Source organism: Microcoleus sp. Pol17C6 (assembly GCF_036701145.1).
In the GTDB taxonomy this organism is placed as follows: domain Bacteria; phylum Cyanobacteriota; class Cyanobacteriia; order Cyanobacteriales; family Microcoleaceae; genus Microcoleus.
Window position 1 is genome coordinate 203,470 of sequence record NZ_JAUBQH010000001.1, and the last position, 22,609, is coordinate 226,078.

15 protein-coding genes and 1 tRNA gene are annotated in these 22,609 nt (G+C 45.6%); 9 read left to right on the forward strand and 7 right to left on the reverse strand.

The window, feature by feature from the left end; genetic code table 11:
• The first annotated feature begins 40 nt into the window (after positions 1 to 40).
• From rfbC to QUA25_RS00935, 4 genes are all read left to right on the forward strand, one after another.
• Positions 41 to 586, forward strand: a complete 546-nt coding sequence (gene rfbC, locus QUA25_RS00920) for a dTDP-4-dehydrorhamnose 3,5-epimerase (protein WP_333034851.1) — start codon at positions 41 to 43, stop codon at positions 584 to 586.
• Positions 587 to 588: 2 nt separating this feature from the next.
• Entirely contained in the window at positions 589 to 1,461 is an 873-nt protein-coding gene (gene rfbD, locus QUA25_RS00925) for a dTDP-4-dehydrorhamnose reductase (RefSeq protein ID WP_333034852.1), read from the forward strand.
• Positions 1,462 to 1,683: 222 nt separating this feature from the next.
• Positions 1,684 to 3,462 (forward strand): hypothetical protein, encoded by a 1,779-nt coding sequence (locus QUA25_RS00930; protein WP_333034853.1) that lies wholly within the window; start codon positions 1,684 to 1,686, stop codon positions 3,460 to 3,462.
• Positions 3,463 to 3,559: 97 nt separating this feature from the next.
• Positions 3,560 to 4,534, forward strand: coding sequence for a glycosyltransferase family 2 protein (locus QUA25_RS00935; RefSeq protein ID WP_333034854.1), 975 nt, complete (start codon positions 3,560 to 3,562; stop codon positions 4,532 to 4,534).
• A gap of 136 nt (positions 4,535 to 4,670) precedes the next feature.
• On the opposite strand, the gene QUA25_RS00940 is transcribed toward QUA25_RS00935, so the two are convergent.
• The 5 genes from QUA25_RS00940 to smc all read right to left on the reverse strand — a co-directional run bounded on the left by QUA25_RS00940 (position 4,671) and on the right by smc (position 15,100).
• Positions 4,671 to 6,503 (reverse strand): DUF6798 domain-containing protein, encoded by a 1,833-nt coding sequence (locus tag QUA25_RS00940; protein ID WP_333034856.1) that lies wholly within the window; start codon positions 6,501 to 6,503, stop codon positions 4,671 to 4,673.
• A gap of 12 nt (positions 6,504 to 6,515) precedes the next feature.
• Entirely contained in the window at positions 6,516 to 8,666 is a 2,151-nt protein-coding gene (locus tag QUA25_RS00945) for a hypothetical protein (RefSeq protein WP_333034858.1), read from the reverse strand.
• 111 nt (positions 8,667 to 8,777) lie between these two features.
• Positions 8,778 to 9,803: an SGNH/GDSL hydrolase family protein gene (locus tag QUA25_RS00950; RefSeq protein WP_333034860.1), complete on the reverse strand. Its 1,026-nt coding sequence runs from the start codon at positions 9,801 to 9,803 to the stop codon at positions 8,778 to 8,780.
• 312 nt (positions 9,804 to 10,115) lie between these two features.
• Positions 10,116 to 11,141, reverse strand: coding sequence for a PRC-barrel domain-containing protein (locus QUA25_RS00955; protein ID WP_333034861.1), 1,026 nt, complete (start codon positions 11,139 to 11,141; stop codon positions 10,116 to 10,118).
• Between the two features lie 68 nt (positions 11,142 to 11,209).
• Positions 11,210 to 15,100, reverse strand: a complete 3,891-nt coding sequence (gene smc, locus QUA25_RS00960; protein WP_333034862.1) for a chromosome segregation protein SMC — start codon at positions 15,098 to 15,100, stop codon at positions 11,210 to 11,212.
• A gap of 365 nt (positions 15,101 to 15,465) precedes the next feature.
• Between smc and murA the strand changes: the two genes are divergently transcribed.
• From murA to QUA25_RS00985, 5 genes are all read left to right on the forward strand, one after another.
• Positions 15,466 to 16,887: a UDP-N-acetylglucosamine 1-carboxyvinyltransferase gene (gene murA, locus QUA25_RS00965; protein ID WP_333034864.1), complete on the forward strand. Its 1,422-nt coding sequence runs from the start codon at positions 15,466 to 15,468 to the stop codon at positions 16,885 to 16,887.
• A gap of 165 nt (positions 16,888 to 17,052) precedes the next feature.
• Positions 17,053 to 17,922 carry a M48 family metallopeptidase gene (locus QUA25_RS00970; RefSeq protein WP_333034865.1) on the forward strand — a complete coding sequence of 290 codons (870 nt, stop codon included), beginning with the start codon at positions 17,053 to 17,055 and terminating at the stop codon, positions 17,920 to 17,922.
• Positions 17,901 to 17,982 (forward strand) — tRNA-Leu (locus QUA25_RS00975). Before QUA25_RS00970 ends, QUA25_RS00975 begins: the two co-directional genes overlap by 22 nt.
• 147 nt (positions 17,983 to 18,129) lie before the next feature.
• Entirely contained in the window at positions 18,130 to 19,005 is an 876-nt protein-coding gene (locus tag QUA25_RS00980; RefSeq protein ID WP_333034866.1) for a DMT family transporter, read from the forward strand.
• Positions 19,006 to 19,259: 254 nt separating this feature from the next.
• Positions 19,260 to 19,487: a type II toxin-antitoxin system HicB family antitoxin gene (locus QUA25_RS00985; RefSeq protein WP_333034868.1), complete on the forward strand. Its 228-nt coding sequence runs from the start codon at positions 19,260 to 19,262 to the stop codon at positions 19,485 to 19,487.
• On the opposite strand, the gene QUA25_RS00990 is transcribed toward QUA25_RS00985, so the two are convergent.
• Both QUA25_RS00990 and QUA25_RS00995 read right to left on the reverse strand, forming a co-directional pair.
• The gene (locus QUA25_RS00990; protein ID WP_333034870.1) at positions 19,450 to 21,087 is read right to left on the reverse strand and encodes an acetolactate synthase large subunit; all 1,638 of its coding nucleotides are present in this window, start codon (positions 21,085 to 21,087) and stop codon (positions 19,450 to 19,452) included. The two genes, QUA25_RS00985 and QUA25_RS00990, sit on opposite strands and share 38 nt — an antisense overlap.
• A 143-nt stretch (positions 21,088 to 21,230) precedes the next feature.
• Positions 21,231 to 22,598, reverse strand: coding sequence for an NAD-dependent succinate-semialdehyde dehydrogenase (locus tag QUA25_RS00995; RefSeq protein WP_333034873.1), 1,368 nt, complete (start codon positions 22,596 to 22,598; stop codon positions 21,231 to 21,233).
• Positions 22,599 to 22,609 lie beyond the last annotated feature (11 nt).

A 22,609-nucleotide genomic window follows, 5' to 3' on the forward strand; every position in this document is an offset into this window, starting at 1 on the left:
GCAGAGACTGAGTATGAGTTTATCACTTTCACAGCTAACTATGAATGTTATATCTACCGAAATACCGGAAGTTCTGATCATTGAGCCGAAAATTTTCGGAGACGATCGCGGTTTCTTTTTTGAGAGTTTCAATCACAAAGCTTTTCTCGATAAAACAGGCGTGACGGTCGAATTTGTTCAAGACAATCATTCCAAATCTTCTAAAAATGTGTTGCGCGGTTTGCACTACCAACTGCAGCAGCCTCAAGGCAAATTGCTGCGGGTAGTTGCTGGCGAAATCTTTGATGTAGCGGTGGATATTAGAAAAAGTTCGCCGACTTTTGGGCAGTGGGTTGGCTGTGTGGTGAGTGCAGAAAATAAACGGCAATTTTGGGTTCCGGCGGGATTTGCTCATGGTTTTTTAGTGGTTTCGGAGACGGCTGAAGTTTTGTACAAAACTACAGATTATTACGCACCGGCACACGAGCGGTGTATCCTGTGGAATGACCCCGATTTGGCGATCGACTGGCCGCTAGATGGTGCCCAACCAATCTTATCAGCTAAAGACCAAGCTGGACAAACGTTGAAAACAGCTCAAGTTTTTTGATTATGAAAATTTTACTCGCAGGTGGCAGCGGACAGCTAGCTCAAGAATTGCAGCCGATTTTATTATCTTCGGGAGAGGTAATTGCGGTCGATCGCACTCGCCTCGACTTATCCCAACCGGAAAGCATCCGTCAAGCAATGGCTGAAATTCAACCGGATTTAGTCGTCAATGCGGGTGCTTACACTGCGGTAGACAAAGCGGAAAGCGAACCGGAATTAGCAAACGCCATCAACGGCATTGCACCCGGAATTCTCGCAGAAGAATGCGAAAAACTGGGAGCAAGTTTGATTCACTTTTCTACGGATTATGTATTTGACGGCAGCCACGGTTCTGCTTATCTGGAAACAGATTCTACGAACCCGCTGGGAACTTACGGCCAATCTAAATTAGCAGGCGAGGAAGCAATTCGGAAAGCAGGAAACCGACATATTATTATTAGAACCGCGTGGGTTTACGGCAACGGCGGCAAAGGTAATTTTGTGAAAACCATGTTGAGGTTAGGGAAGGAAAGGGAAGAAATTCGAGTAGTAGCAGATCAGATCGGAAGTCCTACTTGGACGGGGGATTTAGCGGAGGCAATTTCGCAAATTATTCCTCTGCTTGGGCAAGAAAGTTTTGGGACTTACCAGTACACTAACAGCGGAGTTTGTAGTTGGTACGATTTTGCGATAGCCATTTTTGAGGAAGCAGCACAACTCGGCTTACCTCTAAAAGTTCAGCGCGTAATTCCCATCACCACCGCAGAATATCCAACACCCGCCAAACGCCCCGCTTTTTCTGTCCTCTCTACAGTAAAAATATCAGGACTTCTAGGCACGTATCCTCCCCACTGGCGGCAAGGACTCAGACAAATGCTGGCAAGAGAAGTGAAATAAAAAATTGAGAAAAACTCAAAACGCGAGGGCGGGTTTTGTTCAGAAATCATCTGTTATAAGCTGTCCCGCATCTAAGTTGTATTTTTCGGGCGGGCGGGACGCCCACCCCACAAGAATTTCATCAAACTTGACTGTAAAATTTAGATGTGCCTGGGCTTATGCAAAGTTTCTCACCTAAACTCGCCCCTACCAATTAATAAAAATATCCCCCTGTCTGAATCCATGAAAGTCAAGCAACAATATATTTTAATTGCCGCATCCGTTCTCGGCATTCTAATACCAGCGTCATATATTTTGTACTTGATATCGCAAGCGGGAGACTTGTCTAATTTTGATTATTGGTGGATGACCTGGAATTTTTATTCAGTAGACGGTTTCTCTACAAATCCTTTTAATTGGATATTTCGGGCGAACGAGCATTTTGTCTTGATTCCGGCAATTATTTATGGCTTGAATATAGCTGTCACCAAAGGTTCAAATATTGGTTTATGTTTAGTTGCCTGGTTCTTGGCTTGGATTCAGTGCCACGTATTAATTGCTCTGCTGCCGTTAAAATTGAGGCGTTTTCCGCTGCAATTTATCTCGCTACTCCTTTGTATTTCTATTTTTAATTTTACTCCGACGGCTGCTCACAATTGGATGCGGGGATTCAGCGGTGTTCACTGGATAATTGCTAATTTATTTGTGATTTGTTCGCTATTTTGTTTGCAATCTTATGTGACGCTTTTGTCAAGAAAGAGGGAGGCGGAGCCTCTGGATATTCATTCCCAGGCAGAGCCTGGTAACGAAGGAGGGAAACAAAATAAGTGGGTAATTGGCAGCATTGTTTTTGGCGTTTTAGGCTGTATTAGTTACAGCACTCCTTTAGCTTTGTGGCCGATATTGTGTGCTGCTGCTGTTGTGCTGCGGTTTCCTCGGCGAATAACTTATTTGTATTTCATTGCTTCGATTGCAGTGATTGGCATTTATTTTTTAACTTATAAAACTCCCTCTCATCACCCTTCTTTAACTAAAATTAACCCGCTCAAAACTCTCGAATATATTCCTACTTATCTCGGCGGAATTTTTAGCGAAAATATTATTGTTGCTTCAATTATTGGTATAATTGGCTTGATGGCAGCGACTGGTTTTGTGGGTTATTGGCTATTTGTAAAAAAGGTCGATCGCCCGGATTGGCTGCCTTGGCTATCAATCCAACTTTACACGCTGCAAACGGCGTTAATGGCTGCGGTTAGTCGATCGGGATTTGGCGTCGAACAGGCCACCGCTTCCCGCTACGCCACACTTCCAGCCTTGTTTTGGATGAGCACAATTGTGCTGACAGTATTGTGGGTGCGCGAGTTGCAGCCAACACCAAGAATTCAAGGGCGTTGGCTGACATCGCTGTTTGCAGTCGCCACAGTTGCGATTATTTTAATGTACGGGGTGGGAGGCGAAACTGCAATGGCGATCGCCCACAGAGCAACCTATCAACCGTTAGTAGCATTATCACTGCAATTAGGCATCACCGACGTAACGTTAATTAAAGACCGCGTAGGCAACAAACCTGCCGCTTTTATCGGGTTAATCGACGCATTAAAAACTAACAACTTAGTGCCATTTAACCGAGACATCAAAAAACACAATTTCTGTGCAGCATTAGACAAAAAAATAGACCCAAATTTACTGTCAGCGCCCAAAGACGGAGTACCCGGATATTTTGATACAGCCACCACACTGGCACCAACAGCAGCGAGAGTAATTGGCTGGGTAGGAGACCCCGAAAACAATGTAAAATGTATTGCCATTCTCAACCAAGAAAATGTCGTTCGAGGTTTTGCCATGTCAGGATTTCCACGCCCAGATTTAGTTAAATTGTTTGGCCCTTCCTACGAATTCGCCGCTTGGAGAGGATACATTCAAACATCACCAACCGATAAATTATTGACAGCCTATGCATCCTTTAAAAACCGCAAAGGTTGGGTAGCCTTGCGAAACTCCCAAGTTATCAATAAAAACTAAAAAACCTCTCTTTTCTTTCTCCTCCTCTGCGCCCTCTGCGCCCTCTACGGTTAATAAAAAAATCTCATTGACAACACAAATGAAATAGAATATCCCTATGCCAAAACACCTCAGCTTCGTAATCCCAGTTCACAACGAAGAAGCCACCCTCAAATTACTGTTTGAAAAAATAAAACTTGTCATGTTTCAAACAGAAATTGACAGTTACGAAGTCATTTTCATAGATGACGGTAGCCGCGATTATTCCTGGCAAGAAATCACTGATTTAGCCAGCCAACATCCCAAACTAATTAAAGCGATTAAAATGCGCCGCAACTTTGGCAAATCCGCCGCACTTTCAGCAGGATTTCGCAATGCCGCAGGGATAATTATCTTTACTCTCGATGCTGACCTTCAGGATGACCCCGCTGAAATTCCTAAGTTCTTACATCATTTAGAATCGGGATTTGATTTAGTTTCCGGTTGGCGAAAACAACGGAACGACCCGCTTTCTAAAACTTTACCTTCCAAACTGTTTAATGCTGTTGCGTGTTTGCTGACTGGGGTGCAAATGCACGATATGAATTGCGGTTTTAAAGCTTACCGTAGGGAAGTTTTGCAGTCGATTAAATTGTACGGAGAATTACACCGCTACATTCCGGCTTTAGCAAACAATTTAGGGTTTAGAATTGGGGAAGTAGTTGTCGAACATCATCCGCGAAAGCACGGAAAATCAAATTACGGCTGGGAACGTTATGCGCGGGGATTTATTGATTTGTTGACGGTGTTAGCCACGACGCAATATTTGCACAAACCGGGTCATTTGTTTGGGGGTTTGGGTTTGTGTTTTGGCTTGGTGGGAACTGTTTCGCTGAGTTATTTGATAGTTATTTGGTTTCTGAATTTGGCGGGGATGAATTTTGGGCCTATCGGCAATCGACCTTTGTTATTTTTTGGGATTTTGTGTACAATTCTGTCGGTGCAATTGATTTCTTTGGGGATTTTAGCTGAGTTGATGGCGCGGAATGTGGATGCTGATTATGTGGACAAGCAAATTAGCGAAATTATTGATGATTCGGGTTTTGATATTTGACCGCAGATTAAGGCTGATTAACGCAGATTAACGCAGATAAATCGTATCTTGAAATTGCTTGTTGACAAGCAAAGTCTGCCTCAGCATACTAAGATAAAAGTTAGATTTGGATTTAACAAGTTTTACCAATTACCTATTATCTAATTTTAAACAGTATCCATTTGCCTTCTTGCTCTACTATTTCTCCGTCAATATTTGGGTGCCAATCGCTGCGAGTCAGGATATAATCGGCATGATAGTTTATGGCTACTTTGACTAAATCCGCACTGCTGCGGCGGATAAAAAAGTCATTTCCTCCCCAAATCATTTGCGGGTTTAAGGGAACCCCTAAAACAGCTTCCATGCGATTTTGCCATTCTTTAATGCCTTTTTCGGTAAAGGGAAAGTTCTTGAAGTTGACGACAATCGCTCTGTCGGAGAAAAACTGGAAGCTGGTAACTGAGGGTGGAACTAATACGAGTACATCGCGGCTGCTAATTTGCGAAAAACGCACAGCTAATCTGCTTAAGTCGTCCCTGGGAACGGCATTGATATTAACTCTTGTTTGAAATATATTTAATATAGGTTTGGGCAGAATTCCTGCTACTCCAAAAACTAAGGTGGCGGTAGTTATTAAGGCTAATGTGTGAGTTATAGCCTGTTTGATAGATGTAGCTAGGGAGGTTTCTTCTAAAATGAATGGGAAGGCGAGGATTGAGAAGAGGACGGGGATACTAATTATTCGATCGCCTATTATTTCCCATGAATCAGCCAGCGGATATATGAAGCTGAAAATTACCGTTCCTGCTGCTAAAATCCACAACAATATATTATATCGTTTGGGAAATACGTAATTTTTTGTTTGCCAAACTGATAATCCTAAGAAAATGATACCCCGAAAAGGCAAAGTTAGAATAGCTAACAGCAACAAGCTAACAGCTATTTGTTTGTCTCTGTAAAGTCGCTCTACCGTCAAAGCAACAGCAATAAATATAATTAATTGAGCAAAAGGTACGGTTCTAGCTAACTGTAGTTTGGCGAAAAGAGCCACCGGGTAAATTTCTACAAATATGTAATTTAGAAACAGTCCAAAAATTGAAGTACCAACAATTACATAAAAATTTTCCTTGTCTTCTTTTGGTAATAAATCGGAATTTTTGATGCACAGCAAGCCACCCATTATGAAACATATAAAGTTGAACCAATTCCCGACATCCCAATTTGACGGGAGGATGTGGTGGGGGTTGCGAACTTTTGCGTGAATGTAGACAAACTCGGCGTTGTCGATAGTGTGAGTGCTGGTAGTACCTGTTAATAACATCGGTATGTAAACAATACTTGCCATTGCTGCTAAAAGTGCGATCGCCAAAATCAATGTTTTAAACTTCCGCTGTCTTACAGATTCAATAACTAAAACGGGAACCATCATCAATCCCGGCAATAAACCAACTAAAAATTGCAACAGACAAGCCAGTCCAAAACAGAAATATCCGGTCAGCCATTTCTGGCGCAAACTAAAGTAAATTCCCCAGATTGCGAAACCCATTGCGAAGGTACTGGGTACTGATTTGGTAGAAAATATCAGGGTGTTACCAACATCTGTAAATGAAGCGGCTATACATAAAAAAGCCATCGCTGCGGCCGGCAGTTTGGAATTAGTATAGATATTGATAATTGCGTAGCAAGCTAGGATAAATGAACCGAACGCTAGGAATTGATAAATAAAGTGCGCTAAGGAAATGCTTGTTCCTAAGTTGGCGAGCAAATAGATGATATAATAATAGTAATATCTCGGATTAAATTTAACCATTTCCTGAACGTAATAATCATTTTTGTAGAGTTCAGGATTTAACATAAATTGAATAGGTGGCACTTCGGGAAAGTTGCCTCCAATGGGAAAAATATAGCCAATGGCAATCAGGGAGCCGATGATGACAAAAGTATACAGAGATACATTAAAATACCAGTGGGATTTTTGAGTTTTTTGCATTGACGGTTCAACTTACCTACTAACAGCCCAATTGTTAATCTCTAGTTGGCATGGGTTTGTTAAATCCTGTTTGCTGCTACTTAATACCTCAAGCAGCAGATAAAGGGGATTTTTGCCCTCAACTAATAGATTTAAGCCGATCGCACTTTTTTGACTATAAGCCATCTCTGCTGAGTCTATTAATTTACCTTGCTTGTCCCACAAAGTCAAGCGCAGGGCAACTCCCGGACATTGCTTGTTAAGTAAATTGAGTTTGCCGGTAACTTTTACTTTGTCTGAAATGGAACCTAAATACAGGAAAGATGTATCGAGTTTCTTGCTGTTTTTAATTGGATGAGTTACAATATTATATAGGTTATCGGATTCTTGACTGACTGAATAATTTGCACTTGTGTAGATTGATTGATGCAAACTAATCCAATCTAACTGCGTGCCTGGTCGATCGACTATTTGCCGCTGCATCGCCTCCAGAGTCCTAACTGCCGTTGCTGTATCAGTCGGCCGCACCCTCCGGTAAACGCTGACAGTCACGCCGTTTTCTAGCTTAAACTGTTCCGGTAGCAATTGGAAATCGCGGGCAATTTCCCAGTTTTGAGTAAAGGCATCGTACACAACTTTAACAACATCTTGTTCGTGCGATCGCAAAACTTGCTCGTCAGTCGGTAACACCTGCTGAAAAGGCACTGCAACCACCGCATATTGTGACTGCAACAACTCCGGTAGCGGGTAAGTATCGCGCGAGTCAATTTGCGGTCTACCGATTGTATTTAATTTCCACCAACCCTCCGGAGGGTTTAATTTGCGGTTGGCTTGTCTGAGGATATTAGCATTAAAACTGTTAGAAGCACCGGCAATATAAATCGGTTCTTCATTCGGTGCTAATTTTCGCAGAAACTCTACTAATTTTACAACTTCGTCGTAGTCCGATCGCACTAACGGCGGAAAATTACCCACAAACAGTCTTGGCAAATCAATTTTGAGAGGAATTAACCCGACTGCGGCATTCAAAACCAGGTACAAACCCGCGACGCCCAGCATCAAATACCGGACTTTTCCCTTGAGTGTCAGCCAAGTTGTCCAGAAAAATGTCGATATTCCTAAAAGTGCGATCGGTGTAATATGAATTGTATAGTGCAAGTAGCCGTAACGCAACACTAACAGCCATTCAATCAGCGACAAAACCCCAAACAACGAAACAAAAATAGCCGCCGCTGGAACCAGCTTTCGGGTGAGAATTCCCGCCGAAAAACCAATCAGTACCAGCAGGCAAGTTCCCAAACCGTAAAAATCCGCATAACGAGTTAAAATATCATTTACAGGCAAACTCCAAGCGACATACAAATTGCGGTAGTCAACCGTCAGAGCACTGCGAGTAAAATCTCCCGCTACCAACATTAAAATAGTCAAGCTAGTTGCAGCTATCAATCCCAATTTGACAGCGGATTCAAACAAGCTTCTGTAGGCAAACGGCACTGTGGCGTCCTTGTCTTTTGGAGACGACAACGACGTTTTTTTACGGTATATTAGTACAATAAACTCGATGAGAACCTGTAAAGTCGCTGCACCCAAAAATGCGATCGCACTATAAGCAAAATGGCGTCTCAACAGAATCGCCGCCGCCAGCAAAAACCCAATCAACGGGATTTTCCACCAAGATTTCAGCTTAACATCCTGCAAATAAACCCAAATTGCCAAGGCTAGAAACACACAGCCACCAGTATCCAGATATCCCCGCAGAGTCGGTATCCAACTCATCGGAATTAATAAACTCAGCAGCACCGTTGACCAAAACACCCGGCGGGGATAAACTGGAATTAGCGTTGCAGAAATTGCCCCCAGCAACAGGCGAAACGGCAGCACATAAATCAGGGATACGCTGAGAATGTAACTCAGCCGAGACTCGCCAAATAAGAGAATAAACGGCACTAACGGCAGAGAGATTAATAGATTTTTTTCCTTAGATAGCGATTCTATAACTCCGCGCCATGCTTTATCTGGCGAGTCTCGAAATAAATTTGCCGTATTGACTGTAGCAGTGTTGTAGCCCGCGTAATCCCACCAATAAAAAGTATGTTCGCTGGATACATAGATTGATGTTACTGCAACTGTTACGAGAACAAGTAAAAACAGGATAAACCCATCAATTAGAAATTTTCGAGGCAATTTAAAAGAAACAAAATCAAATACTCCCATCACTCTAGCAACCCTAAATAACTTCTAAACTTCCTCTTTCTCTATTCCTTCGCGCCCTTTGCGCCTTCGCGGTTCGTTAACTTACTTTAAAACAGTACGTTGCAAAAAGCCTTCCAACTTTTCTGCATATTGCCGATTGGCGATCGCACTTGGATGAAGGTCATGAGGTAAATTATTATTGGCAGGTATTTTCAAATCAACCGAAATATCCGCCGTAGCAATTCCCTCCTGACTTAACTCCTGCAGCATTTTAGCAGAACCGGCATTAATTCCCGCCACAACTAACTTAACACCATTAGCCTCAGCCACACGGTTAAACTCTTCAATAATTGCCTTAGAAACCTCGTGACTTTTGTACAATCCCTCTTCAAATTGATTGTAATTAACCTCCAAAAAATGGCTTAATGCAGAAACCCGCATCAGCGGGAACTCGTGATATTCAAGTTTTGCCATCTTGTAGGTAAAATCATTTTCTCCGTTCAGCCTAGCATCGGGCTGCAACAGAATACCCAGTTTATTCCAAGCAGCCATTTGCTTTCTTCTCGCCCTTAACAAAGTATTGCGGCGGTCGTGAAATCCCGCATAAGCAATCACCGCAATTTTTGGTTTATTTCCTTGTTTGAGTGCTTCTTTGAATTGAATCAACGAGTGCAGCGTGCCGTAGCCGTTAACCCCCAAATTTACTATTTCATACTTGGGTAATTTCTCTTGCAGCAACCAAGCATAAGTTTCGCTATCATTCAATGACCAACCGTAGGTAAAAGAACAGCCAAATATCCAAATTTCTGGCTTTTTTGACGATAAATTGTAAGTATTGAGGGGATGAGTTATTCTTAAACTATTATTGAGATGAGTGGCATTAAATGAGTAATTGCCGTTAAGTGTTACCTTGAATTTACCCGGCAAATGCTTGTATCCGAGTTCCGAGTCTTTGGTAAAAAAGTTACCTTTTGGTTCGACCGCAACATCAACATTTTCTATTTGCCAGGGTTTGTATCCCGCAACTCGCAAGACAATTTCAGCCGTGGTTGTGGATAAAAAAATTGGAAAAATTAGATATGTTATTAATCTGAAAGCAACATTTTTAGCAAATTTTTTTTTGCTCATTAACATAATATGAAACGTCAGCAAAAGAATAGTAAACTGCCATGCCAGTATTATCTACTTCATAGATCTAATTTAATTAGATTGAGCGCCTTCAATGCCTCCCCCAACCTACCCCACTGGATTGTTTGCCCGAATTAAATATTATTCGTAAAACCCGTGCCTACAAAATATTGGTTTAAACTGAGATATTGCACCAATATCAGCAACGGGCAAGAAGCCCGTTCCACAAAAAATAAACTTGATTGTGGAACGGGCATCTTGCCCGTTCTTAAGAAGAGTGCAAAATATTGGTTTGAGCTAATTGATTAATTCCTAATAACCAGGCTCCTCCTCATACTCAGGAGTCTTAGTTTTCTCAGGGATATTCACCCGAGGAGCCTGGTAAGGCTTCGGTGCTTCATCGTCAGCCCAAGCATCAGCCTCCACATCATCCTCGTACTCGTACTCCACCACCGGCTGCTTCGGCCGAGAAATCTCAGCGCGAGTGTATTGCGGCTTCTCCTCGTACTCCTCTTCGTAATCGTCCTCCTCGCCGCCCCAATTATCCTGTTCGTAATCCTCGTAATCCTCCTCGATTGGCTGCGGCTGTGCCTGCACCGCGCGCATCGGCGGCTGGCGCACCGGCGGCCGATTCCACTCTAAATCCTCATCCCAAGGAACTTCCTCCACCGCAGGCGCAGCTACGCGGCTCCGCATTTCCGGTGCAGGTATCCGCACGCCCGGGCCCAATTGATTTCCCGTAGCCACGGGTTTCGGATAATAACCTGCCTCGTCCTCTTCTCGTTCCCAAGGTGCTTGGCCCAAACCAACGCGCTCCAGCAAACCCACACTAAGCTGCCTGAGCCTTTCCTCGGAACCTTCAAACACAATCAAGCGATTCGGGCCGCTGCTGACAATTTCTTCAATCCCCAACTCGTAAGTGCTGAGAACTTGGTCGGGGATTTGGGGGATTCCCAAGGAAGCGATAATTATAGAAACTAACTTACCGTCTTCGGGGTCGAACCTAAAGCCTCGCACCCTACCTAAAAGTTCGCCAGTTTCGGTAATAACTTCGCTGTTAATCAAAATGCTGTAGACTTCAACATCAACATCGTCTTCGATCGCGCTCTCATCTTCCACCAACAGCACGTCGCCGATTTCGCTGACATTGCTGAGGAACATAAACTTCGGCATTCCAGCGACCGCAAATATATTATCACGCAGACCGATCGCCACAACTTCCCGCCGATCGATGTCCACCCACAATTGACTAACCACCCCCAAGCGTTTACCTCTGTCGCGGGTGATGACCTGAGTGCCTAGAATGTCGGAGCGTTGGCAGATTTGTTCGGATGTCATTCTAACTTTAATCCTGATTTATTAAGTACATATATCACTCAACACGAGCGTTAACATAAACTCCGGGACTACAACTTCAGTCCTATGACTTGAGTATAAGCTCCCCGTGCTTGAGTAACACCAATTGTACGCTCAGCCGATTGAATCATAGGTCGCCGCAAACTCACAACAATAAACTGGGCTTGTTCCGACTGTCGTTTTATCATTCTAGCCAATCGCTCCACATTTGCCCCATCCAGAAACATATCCACTTCATCAAAAGCGTAAAACGTAGACGGGCGGTAGCGTTGCAGCGCAAAAATAAAACTCAGCGCCGTCAAGGACTTTTCGCCTCCAGACATGGAAGCCAGCCGCTGTACGGGTTTGCCCTTCGGGTGAGCCACCAAATTCAAGCCGCTGCTGAAGGGGTCTTCCTGGTCATCTAGCTGGAGATAGCCATCGCCTTCGGAAAGTTCCGCAAAGATAGTCTGGAAGTTCTCGTTAACCGCGTCGAAAGCTTCTTTAAAAGCGCGCCGCCTGAGTGTGGTAAAATTTTCGATTCTCAACAGCAGTTCAGTGCGTTCTCCTTCCAATGTCGTCAATTTTTGACTCAATTCTTGAAGGCGTTCTTGAGTGCGGTTGTACTCTTCCAAGGCTAGCATATTGACTGGTTCTAAAGCTTGAATGCGTTTGGCGATCGCCTTTACTTCCTGCTGCAATTCCGTCAAATTGGCTTTCTCGACATTTTCAGGAATCGAGGGCACGGGATCGGGCATTTCTGCCCGCTGCGCTTCCAATAGAGTGCGGATTGCGCTCAATTGTTCCCGGCGTTCTTGCTGGGTTTCATGGAGTTTTTGCAACTGCCATTGTAACTGCTGTTTGGCTAAATGCTGTTCTCGCAGTTGAGATTCCGCCCGATCGCGCTCTCCCTTCTGCACGCCCAATTTTTCCTCAATTTCCCCCAAAGCCGCCTTAGCTTCCGCAATTTGCCGATCGAGTTCTAACTGCTGCGAAACAATGCGATCGAGTGCATCCGCCCCCGCGTTTTGCTGCACTTGCCATTCCTGCAATTTCTCGCTGCTTTCCTTAATTTTGTCTTCCAAACGCCCGAATTGATTTTCCAAGTCTACAAGGCGCTGCTGGACGTTTCTCAGAGCCAATTCTCGCTCTTGGAGCTGCGCTTCCCGAGCGCGCAAACTCGATTGCATTTGCTGCCATTCGCTGTGACTGTTGGACTCTTCCAACTGCGCCAAAGTTTGCCGGTATTGCTGCAATTGAGTTTCCTGTGCGGGCAATTCTCTCTCCAGCAACTGCAATCTCGATCGCGAATTAGTTAATTCCTGTGTATTTTTCGCAATTTGCGATCGCACTTGTTCCTGTTGCGCTTGCAAATTCTTAATTTCTGAATCCAACTGTTCCAAGCGCAACTGATGTTCGCGCAAATTTTGTTTCGCTTCCATCAATTCTTGGCTGCGAGTTTTGACTGCAACAGCAGCGCGATCGATCGCAATTTTGCACCGTTCCAAAATCCGCTCAATTTCCTCCAACCTTTCTTGCAGAGATGCGATCGTCCGCGCTTCACTAGCAGCCTCACTAGCCTCAACCGTGCCAAAATGCAAAGTAGATCTATTAGTAGAACTTCCCCCAGTCATCGCCCCGCTAGTTTCCAAAATTTCCCCGTCCAAAGTGACAATTCGGTACTGTCCCAAATAGCGGCGGGCGTCGCTGAGGTTGCTAAACACAACCGTACTGCCAAAAACGTAAGCAAAAATTTCCTGATACCGGGAATCGCAATCAATCAAATTAACAGCAGCATCCACAAACCCAGCCGCGCGCCGCAAATTTTCATTCACCGAATACCTGCCGCCCCTAATCTTATTCAAAGGCAAAAACGTCATCCTTCCCGCCCGTTTTTGTTTCAACAATTCGATCGCAGCAGCAGCCACGCTGTCATCTTCCACCACCATATTACCCATGCGGCCGCCCGCCGCAATTTCCAGCGCCAACTGATAGCGCGGTTCCACCCTGCCCAGTTGAGCCACCAAGCCGCAAACTCCGCCAATTCCGCTTTGCGCGACAATTTTTGCAGTAAACGTTCCCGTCGCTTCTTGCAGTGCTTGAAACTGCACTTCTAGTTTGTCTAATTTGCGCTGTCTTTCGCGCTGTTCTTCCAACAAACGAGTTTGAGTTTCCTGTTGCAGTTGCAATTCTTGTTCGGCTTCGACTAAAATCTGATTCAGCGATTCTACTTGCAAAGATGCCACGCCTTTGGTTTCCACAAGGCGAGATTGCTGCTCTTTTTTCGCTGCAATTTCCTGTTCCAATACTTGCAGCGATTGGTTTTGTTCTTGAATTTGACTTTGCAGGCGATCGGCTCTTTCGCCAATGGTAGCTTGTTCTGTACGCTGCGGTTCCAAAGTTTGTTGAATTGTTTCGATTTGGCGGTGCAATTCCGTTTGCTGCTGTACCCAAGCTTCGGCCGTGGAGGCGATCGCATTTGCAACTTCCCGACTTTCATCTAAACTTTGCTGGGCTGCATCCCGCTGTTCCTGCAAAGTTCCTATTTGAGACTTAACATAAGATATTTCAATCTCAATTTGCTCCAAACTTTGCCGGAATTGGCGAACTTCTTCCTCGGTTTGTGCTATATTAGCAGCCATTTGCCCAGCAGTTTTTTCCAAATCCTGTTTGCGGTTTTGCAGTTGCCGCCGTTCCGCTTCCTGAGTGGCAATCGTCGCTTGTAAAGCCAACAATTCCGACTCTCCCAAAGCTTTAACGCGGGCATTCAGTGCGTCAAGTTCGGCGGTTGCTGCTTGAATTTGGGTGCTAATTGCTTGCAGTTGTTCGGTGAGAGATGCCGAAGTGCGATCGCCCGTTTCGATTTGTTCTCGCAGCTTCCATTCTTGCTGCTGCAATTGACGGAATTTCAGCACTATTTCCCACTGCGACTTTTCTTGAAATTCCGCCCGCAGCTTTTGATATTTTTCCGCTTTTGTGCGATCGGAAGCCAGTCTATCGCGCTGAGAAATCAGCTCTTTTTCTACAATCCTGCTGCGTTCTTCCACCTCTTTAACTTCATCCAACTTCTGCCTAGCTAAAGAGATTTTGCGATCGAACTGAGCCACCCCAGCCAATTCGTCAATGATTTCTCTGCGTTCCTTAGAATTCATCGAAATAATGCTCGTAACGTCTCCTTGCAGGACGACGTTATAGCCTTCGGGATAAATTCGCAAGCGGTTGAGTTGTTCGTGAAGTTGAGTCAGCGTGCAAGGTTGGCCGTTAATGTAATAAGTTGAAGTGTAAGTACCTTGGCGAGTTACCCGAAGTTTGCGCGTCACACTCCACTCATCCGATTTTGGATTTTGGATTTTGGATTTTCGATTGGTAGCGAGTAGTTGGCCGTTGTTGTCTTGAGTTGCTGCGATTTCAATCTCTTCTACGTCTTCAACAGATAACTCATCCGATTTTGGATTTTGGATTTTGGATTTTCGATTGACAGTAGGTGATTGTTCGTTGTTGTCTTGAGTTTGGGCAATTTCTATCCCTTCGACTTCTTCAACAGATAGAGACGATTCTGGATTAGCAGCAGGTGATTGGCCGTTGTTGTCTTGAGTTTCGGCAATTTCTATCCCTTCAACTTCCTCTGCTGCAACAGATAACTCATCTGCTGCATTTTCATCCTCATCTTCATCCTGGGCGAACCATTCCTCCCCCACATCTTCCAGCGCAAAAGTCGCAGTCACGCTAGCTTCGATCGTACCGCGTTTGTTTTGGGCGCTGTTCACCAAATCCGGCAAACGTTCAGCCCGCATTCCCTTAGAACTCGAAAGTCCGAGACAAAACAGCAAAGCGTCGAGGATGTTGGACTTCCCAGAACCGTTGGGCCCGGAAACCACAGTAAAACCGGGCAGCACGGGAATGGCCGTCGTGCCGCCAAAAGATTTAAAGTTAGTCAGTTCGATCCGTTTAATGTGAACCATATGCTAGGAGTAGCTTTGGCTCTAGGTTGTTGTCACAGGGTAGCACAGGCAATGGGGCGATCGACAATGTGTAAACTTTCTGGCATAGTCGATCGAACCGATATCTTACACCTTTGTCAACAACCGAGTCGCATTTTACTTCAAAAGCTCGTTGACAAAAGTACAATATCTCCGATCCGAGCGAGCGCTACAAATTAACGTAAATTTTGATACAGATAACTCCATGAAACTAGATCGGCATTATTTGTGTGATTAAACTTGAAAACCTTGTCCAGAGTGGATTCCAGCAAAGATAATTCCCGGAATTCCTAATGTTACCCCTAGACATATAAAAACTTTCCGGTAAAATCGAACCAAAATTAATAATGTATAAAGTAACGAAGCGCATTATGGAGGGCAAACCCATTACACCAGCTCAGAACTCATCTAACCTGCCAGCTTCACCTGAAAGCGACGAACAACAAGTATTACAAATTTGGGGTCGCGAACCCCTTAAAGGACACGTTAAAATCAGCGGCGCCAAAAACTCGGCCTTAGTCGTCATGGCAGGAGCCTTGCTCTGCCCAGAGGATTGCCGTCTCCGCAACGTTCCCGGTCTAGTCGATGTCGCCCGCATGGGACAAATTCTCTCGGCTGTAGGAGTCAAATTACAGCAGAACGGCGACGTTTTAGACATCAACGCCAGCAACCTCATAGACGCTCAAGCCCCCTACGAATTAGTCAGCCAACTGCGGGCGAGCTTCTTCATCATCGGCCCGCTGCTAGCGCGTTTGGGATTTGCCAAAGTGCCCTTGCCCGGTGGGTGCGCCATCGGCGCCCGACCCGTGGAACTCCACGTTCGCGGTCTGCAAGCCCTCGGTGCCGAAGTCCACATCGACCACGGCACGGTTCACGCTTACGTCAAAGGGCCGAACCGCCGCCTGAAAGGAGCCAAAATTTATTTGGACTACCCCAGCGTCGGCGCAACTGAAACTTTGATGATGGCGGCGACTCTGGCTGAAGGAGAAACCATAATTGAAAATGCGGCTCAAGAGCCGGAAGTCGCAGATTTGGCGAATTTCTGCCGCGCTATGGGAGCAAAAATTCAAGGCGCCGGCACGAATACGATCGTCATTTCGGGAGTTCCCAAGCTGCACGCGGTAGACTATTCAATTATTCCCGATCGCATTGAAGCCGGAACATTTTTAGTAGCAGGAGCCATCACTCACTCGGAAATCAGTTTGTCGCCGGTAATTCCCGACCACCTGACCGCAGTCATTGCCAAATTGCACACAATTGGCGCGAAAATTATTGCCGAATCCCCCGACATTTTGCGGATAGTTCCCGGCCAAACTCACTCGGCCACAGACATCGAAACTCTGCCTTATCCGGGTTTCCCCACAGATATGCAAGCTCAGTTTATGGCCTTGCTGACGCTGAGCGAAGGCGACAGCTTGATCAAAGAAACCGTGTTTGAGAATCGCTTGCGCCACGTAGCAGAACTCAACCGCATGGGCGCGGACATTCGCCTTAAAGGCAATGTCGCGATTGTGCGCGGAGTGTCGCGGCTGTCGGGTGCGCCGGTAGTGGCAACAGATTTGCGGGCTTCGGCGGCGTTAGTGCTAGCAGGACTTGCAGCCGATGGTGTCACCACCATCAGCAGCTTGCAGCACTTAGACCGCGGCTATGAGCAGTTAGAGGTGAAACTGCAAAAATTGGGAGCTAAGTTGCGGCGCGTCAAAGAGGGTACAGACCCGGCGACTGCTGAGGCTCCTGTCAATCCTGTGCGATCGGGTTTAAACTGTTAATTAGTCATTAGTCAGCAGTCATTAGTCATTAGGAAGAAGGAAAAAGGAAGAAGCAAGAAGAAAGAAAAATAATTCAACCTTTTTCAATTGCCAATTCATAATTCCCATTTCTCAATGACCAATGACTAACGACCAGTGATTATTGACTAATGACTCAGGATTAAAATGTCGAACATACCGCTCATCGGTTTGAAAGCAGACCAGTTTCGCCACCCGCTAGACTTGGAAGCCACCAACACGCTCAAACAACTGCCCGGCCTGGATTTGATGGTGCGGCAGTTGCTGGGACAACTGGGCGAACAGTTTTTTATGCTGGAAAATCTGGCTTCCAGCGTCCAAGTCGGGGAAAATCAATTGCCCCACCTCCATCAATTGCTGTTGGATGCCTGCAAAACTCTGGATTTGGAACCGCCGCAGCTTTATGTCCGCCAGCATCCAATGCCGAATGCTTACACCTTTGCGATGCGGGGAAAACAGCCTTTTGTGGTGATGCACACTTCTCTGATTGATTTGCTCACAGACGAGGAAGTTAAGGCAGTAATCGCTCACGAGTTGGGTCATTTGAAGTGCGAGCACGGAGTTTACCTGACTCTGGCTAATTTAATTGTGTTGGCCGCAGGTCAAATTTCCCCTGTGGGAACCGTGCTGGCTCAGGGTTTGCAGGCGCAAATGTTGGAATGGTTGCGGTGTGCGGAATTTACGTGCGATCGCGCCGCCTTGCTCGCGACTCAAGACCCAAGAGTGGTAGCATCACTGTTGATGAAACTGGCCGGAGGTTCGCCGACTTTAGCTCCGAAACTGAATGTCGATGCGTTTTTGGCGCAGGCGCGGGCCTACGACGACCTCAGCAGCACTCAACTGGGAGATATGCTCAAACAAGCTCAGACGGCTCAGTTGTCCCATCCTGTACCAGTATTGCGCGCCAGAGAGATCGATCGCTGGGCAAGTTCAAAAGATTATGAATCTTTGCTTGCAGGAAATCGATCGGTGTGTTATGATGGTGAAACGAAAAAGGGCGGGTGGCGAAATTGGTAGACGCATCAGACTCAAAATCTGACACCGAAAGGTATGAGAGTTCGATTCTCTCCCCGCCCACTGCTAAAAAAGCTTAATAAATCTAGGGTTCCAGATGATTAGTCTGGAACCCTAATTTATATGGCATGGGGAATTGGGCATCGGGCATCGGGCATCGGGAATGGCCAATTGCGAATTAGTAACTAATGACAACAGTCAACAAATTTTATGGGTGAAATCGCCGCTTTAGGCGCTGCATTTGTCTGGGCTCTATCTTCCACAATCTGGCAGCGAGTGGGACAGCAAATCCCCGCAGTGGTGCTCAACTTGCTCAAAGGCGCGATCGCCCTTTTCATGCTCCTTGCCACTGTACTAATTTTAGGAAAATCTTTACCCGCAATCAACCGTAATATTTTAGCAATGCTGCTGATTAGCGGCGGTCTAGGAATTGGCATCGGAGACACCGCTTTCTTTATCGTATTAAAATATTTAGGCGCGAGGCGAACGCTGCTTTTAGAAACCCTCTCTCCCCCTTTAACAGCTTTATTGGGCTTAATATTTTTGCAAGAAAAGTTATCGCCCATTGCTTGTACTGGCATTCTTTTAACAATCTGCGGCGTAGCGTGGGTAATTGCCGAACGAACAGCCGAAACAACCTTATCATCAAAACATATTTGGCAGGGATTAGGTATTAGTTTATTAGGACAAACAAGCCACGCCGCTGGTGCAATTTTATCCCGCGCCGCCTTCACTCAAATAGATATCGATCCTTTGTGGACGGCGGCCTTGCGTTTGAGCGGTGGTATGGCAGTCATGCTGTGCTTTTTTAAGCCAACAAACCTTGACAGTTTCAAACAATTAAAATCCTCAAAAACATTAGGTGCCATAATTGTGGCAGCTTTTTTAGGAACCTATCTCGGAATTTTCCTGCAACAGACTTCACTGAAATATGCACCCGCAGCAATCGCTCAAACACTCAGTTCTACCAGTCCCCTATTTATACTGCCTTTAGCGGTGCTGGCGGGCGAAAAAGTGAGCATTAGGGCTGTTTTGGGGGTAGTTGGTGCGATCGGCGGAATCGCCTTATTATTGGGTTTGAAGTGATTAGATTTGATATCAATTCCGGTGGCACCGAAATGATTGTTGACTGTTGACTGTTGACGGGCGGGTCGAAAAACTGAATTGTTGAGTGTTAACTGTTGACTGGATTAGACACGGTGCCGTGTCCTGACAGTGGGTAATATTAATTCCGATGCTACCGGATTTGATATCACAACTCCGACAAGTGGAAACAAAACTCTACGGAGAATTTGAGAAGAAAATTGCAACCGCTCGCCAGAAGGAAGAGGAAGTGATTTATGCTTCTCATACTTGGGTCAAATAATTGGCAGAAGTACATTGCCGAAAGTCCAGAAGTCCCCACAGTTGACCAAGGCGAAACAATAGAAGAAGCGATCGCCAATCTTAAACAAGCTACAAAACTCTATCTCGAAGAATGTCCATTATTAGAGCCCCGACTTCTTAAAGAAGTCGGGGCTCTAGCTACTCTTACAAATTGCAACTCATATCCCCAGATAATTGACTGAAACGCGCATTTTCCCGATAATCTACCGGACAATCAATCACGCAAGGGACATCTTGAGCCAGGGCTTCTTTGAGGATGGGAATAAAATCGGTTGCAGATTCCACACGATAGCCTTTTAAACCCATACTTTCCGCAAATTTGACAAAATCGGGATTGCCAAATTTGACGAAATCGGAATGACCAAAATAATCTTGCTGCTTCCATTCAATTAACCCGTAACCACCATCATTAAAGATCAGCGTCACAAAATTAGTACCGACTCGCAAAGCAGTTTCTAACTCTTGACAATTCATCATAAAACCGCCGTCGCCGGTGGCTGCTATTACTTTGCGATCGGGATAAACGAGTTTTGCAGCCACCGCACCCGGAATCGCAATTCCCATCGCCGCAAATCCGTTAGAAATCAAACAGGTATTCGGGCGATCGCAATGATAGTGCCGCGCGATCCACATTTTGTGAGCTCCCACATCAGATATAAGAATATCTTCCGGGCCCAGGACTTGCCGCAAATCGTAAATGAGTTTTTGTGGCTTGATCGGGAAACCGTCGTCGGCTGCATATTGTTCGTACCCAGCGCGAATATCCGCCCGCAATTGCTTAGCAAAAGGGTCTACTTTCTCCATGCGATCGGCACGCTGCAAAATTTCATTGAGGGAATCAGAAATATCTCCCACAACTTCTATAAGAGGAATATAACTGCTGTCAATTTCTGCTGGCAAAGAGCCAATGTGAATAATCGGAATGGTTCCTTCTGGATTCCACTTTTTCGGGGAATATTCAATCAAATCGTAGCCAACAGCAATCACTAAATCCGTTTCTTCAAAAGCACAACTAATATAATCCCGTTTCTGCAATCCCGTCGTCCAAAGCGCCAAAGGATGAGTGTAAGGAATTACACCTTTGCCCATGAAAGTATTAGCTACAGGAATATTCAATCGAGTAGCAAATTGTGTCAAAGCATCGCTGGCGTTAGCGCGGATCGCGCCGTTTCCTACTAAAAGCAGAGGACTTTTTGCCTTGGAAATTGCCACAGCGGCTTTATTCAAGCTTTGGTAAGCGCCAAAAGTTTTTTCGCGGTTGTCTTTGGTGAGCGGATTTCCTTCAGCAGGCATTGCTGCGATGTTTTCAGGTAAGTCAATGTGAACTGCTCCCGGCTTTTCACTTTGAGCTACTTTAAAGGCTTTGCGGACTATTTCTGCCGTCGTGCTGGGGCGAACAATTTGAGCATTCCACTTAGTAACTGGCTCAAACATGGCAACCAAATCTAAATATTGGTGCGATTCTATGTGCATCCTGTCTGTGCCGACTTGTCCGGTAATTGCTATTAAAGGAGCGCCGTCTAAGTTGGCGTCAGCAACTCCTGTCATTAAGTTAGTTGCGCCTGGGCCCAAGGTGGACAAGCAAACGCCGGCTTTGCCGGTGAGACGACCGTAAACGTCGGCCATGAAAGCCGCGCCTTGTTCGTGGCGAGTAGTAATAAATTTAATTGAAGAGTTTCTCAGGGCTTCTAAAATTTCTAAATTTTCTTCTCCAGGAAGTCCGAAGACATATTCGACGCCTTCATTTTCTAAACATTTTACCAATAGTTGAGCTGTGTTCATTTCCGTTTCTCTCCTCGGTTAATGTGGTTTTTGGTCTTTTTAAACCGATCGCAAAAATACTAAATGGGAATTTTTAACCGCAGGTAAACGCAGATAAACGCAGACTTCTGTAGATTTGTGCGATCGGTTGATAGAGTGGGAGCTTATTTCACCCACACTGTTTTTATGTTAACAAATTCGTGCATTCCTTGGATGCTCAATTCGCGTCCGTAACCGGAGCGTTTGATGCCGCCGAAGGGCAATCTCGGGTCTGATTTTACTAAACCGTTGATGAATACCGCGCCGGCCTCTAGTTCGGAAATAAAGCGATCGCTCTCTGAGTTTACTGTAGTCCAAGCTGACGCACCCAAGCCAAAAGATGTGCTGTTTGCGAGCGCGATCGCCTCATCAATGCCTGCAACTCGGAATACTAAAGCTACGGGCCCAAAAAATTCTTCTTGACGGGCAGAGGCATTCGGCGGAATATCTGCCAGAATAGTTGGCAAGTAGAAATTGCCGGCCTTCTCTGACAATGGGCGCCCACCTGTCAGAAGTTTTGCTCCCGATTGGACGCAATTTTGCACTTGATTGTCCAAGTCTTTGAGGATTGCGGGAGTAGCTAAAGGGCCGATATCGGTTTCGGGCAACATCGGATCGCCTACTTTTAATTGCTCGAATTTTTCGACAAATCCTGTGATGAATTCGTCGGCAATCTCTTCTGCTAAAATAAAGCGTTTGGCAGCGATGCAAGATTGACCGTTATTGAGCATCCGGGATGTCACAGCAGTTGATAAAGCTGCTGCTAAATCGGCGCTGGACATCACAATAAAGGGGTCGCTTCCTCCCAATTCCAGCACTACTTTTTTCAAATTTTTGCCTGCATTTGCTGCCAAACTTTCACCCGCTGGTTCGCTACCGGTGAGAGTTGCTGCTTTTATACGATCGTCCGCAACGATATCAGCTACTTTGTCGGCGCCCACTAACAAAGTTTGAAAAACGCCTTCGGGAAAGCCAGCAAGCGTAAAAATTTCTTCGATTTTCAAAGCGCACTGAGGCACGTTGGAAGCGTGTTTGAGCAAGCCGACATTGCCCGCCATCAGTGCTGGCGCCGCAAACCGAAAAACTTGCCAAAATGGGAAATTCCACGGCATAACGGCTAAAATAGGGCCCAGCGGTTGGTAGCGGACAAAGCTGCTGCTAGCGTCAGTGGTTGCCGATACGTCTGCCATAAATTGAGCGGCATTTTTGGCGTAATAGCGACAAACTAAGGCGCATTTTTCCACTTCGCCGATCGCAGATTTGAGCGTTTTGCCCATTTCCAGGGTCATCATTTCAGCGTAAATTTCGCGATCGCGCTCCAAGATGTCTGCCGCTTTCTGCATCCACAGGGCTCTCTGCTCAAACGGCAGTTGGCGGTATTTTTTAAAAGCTTGCTGTGCTAATTCCAGCTTAGCTTCTATTACTTCATCCGCGATCTGCTCGAAAGTTTTCAGCGTTTCTCCCGTTGCCGGGTTGATAGTAGCAATAGCCATGGTTTTATCTC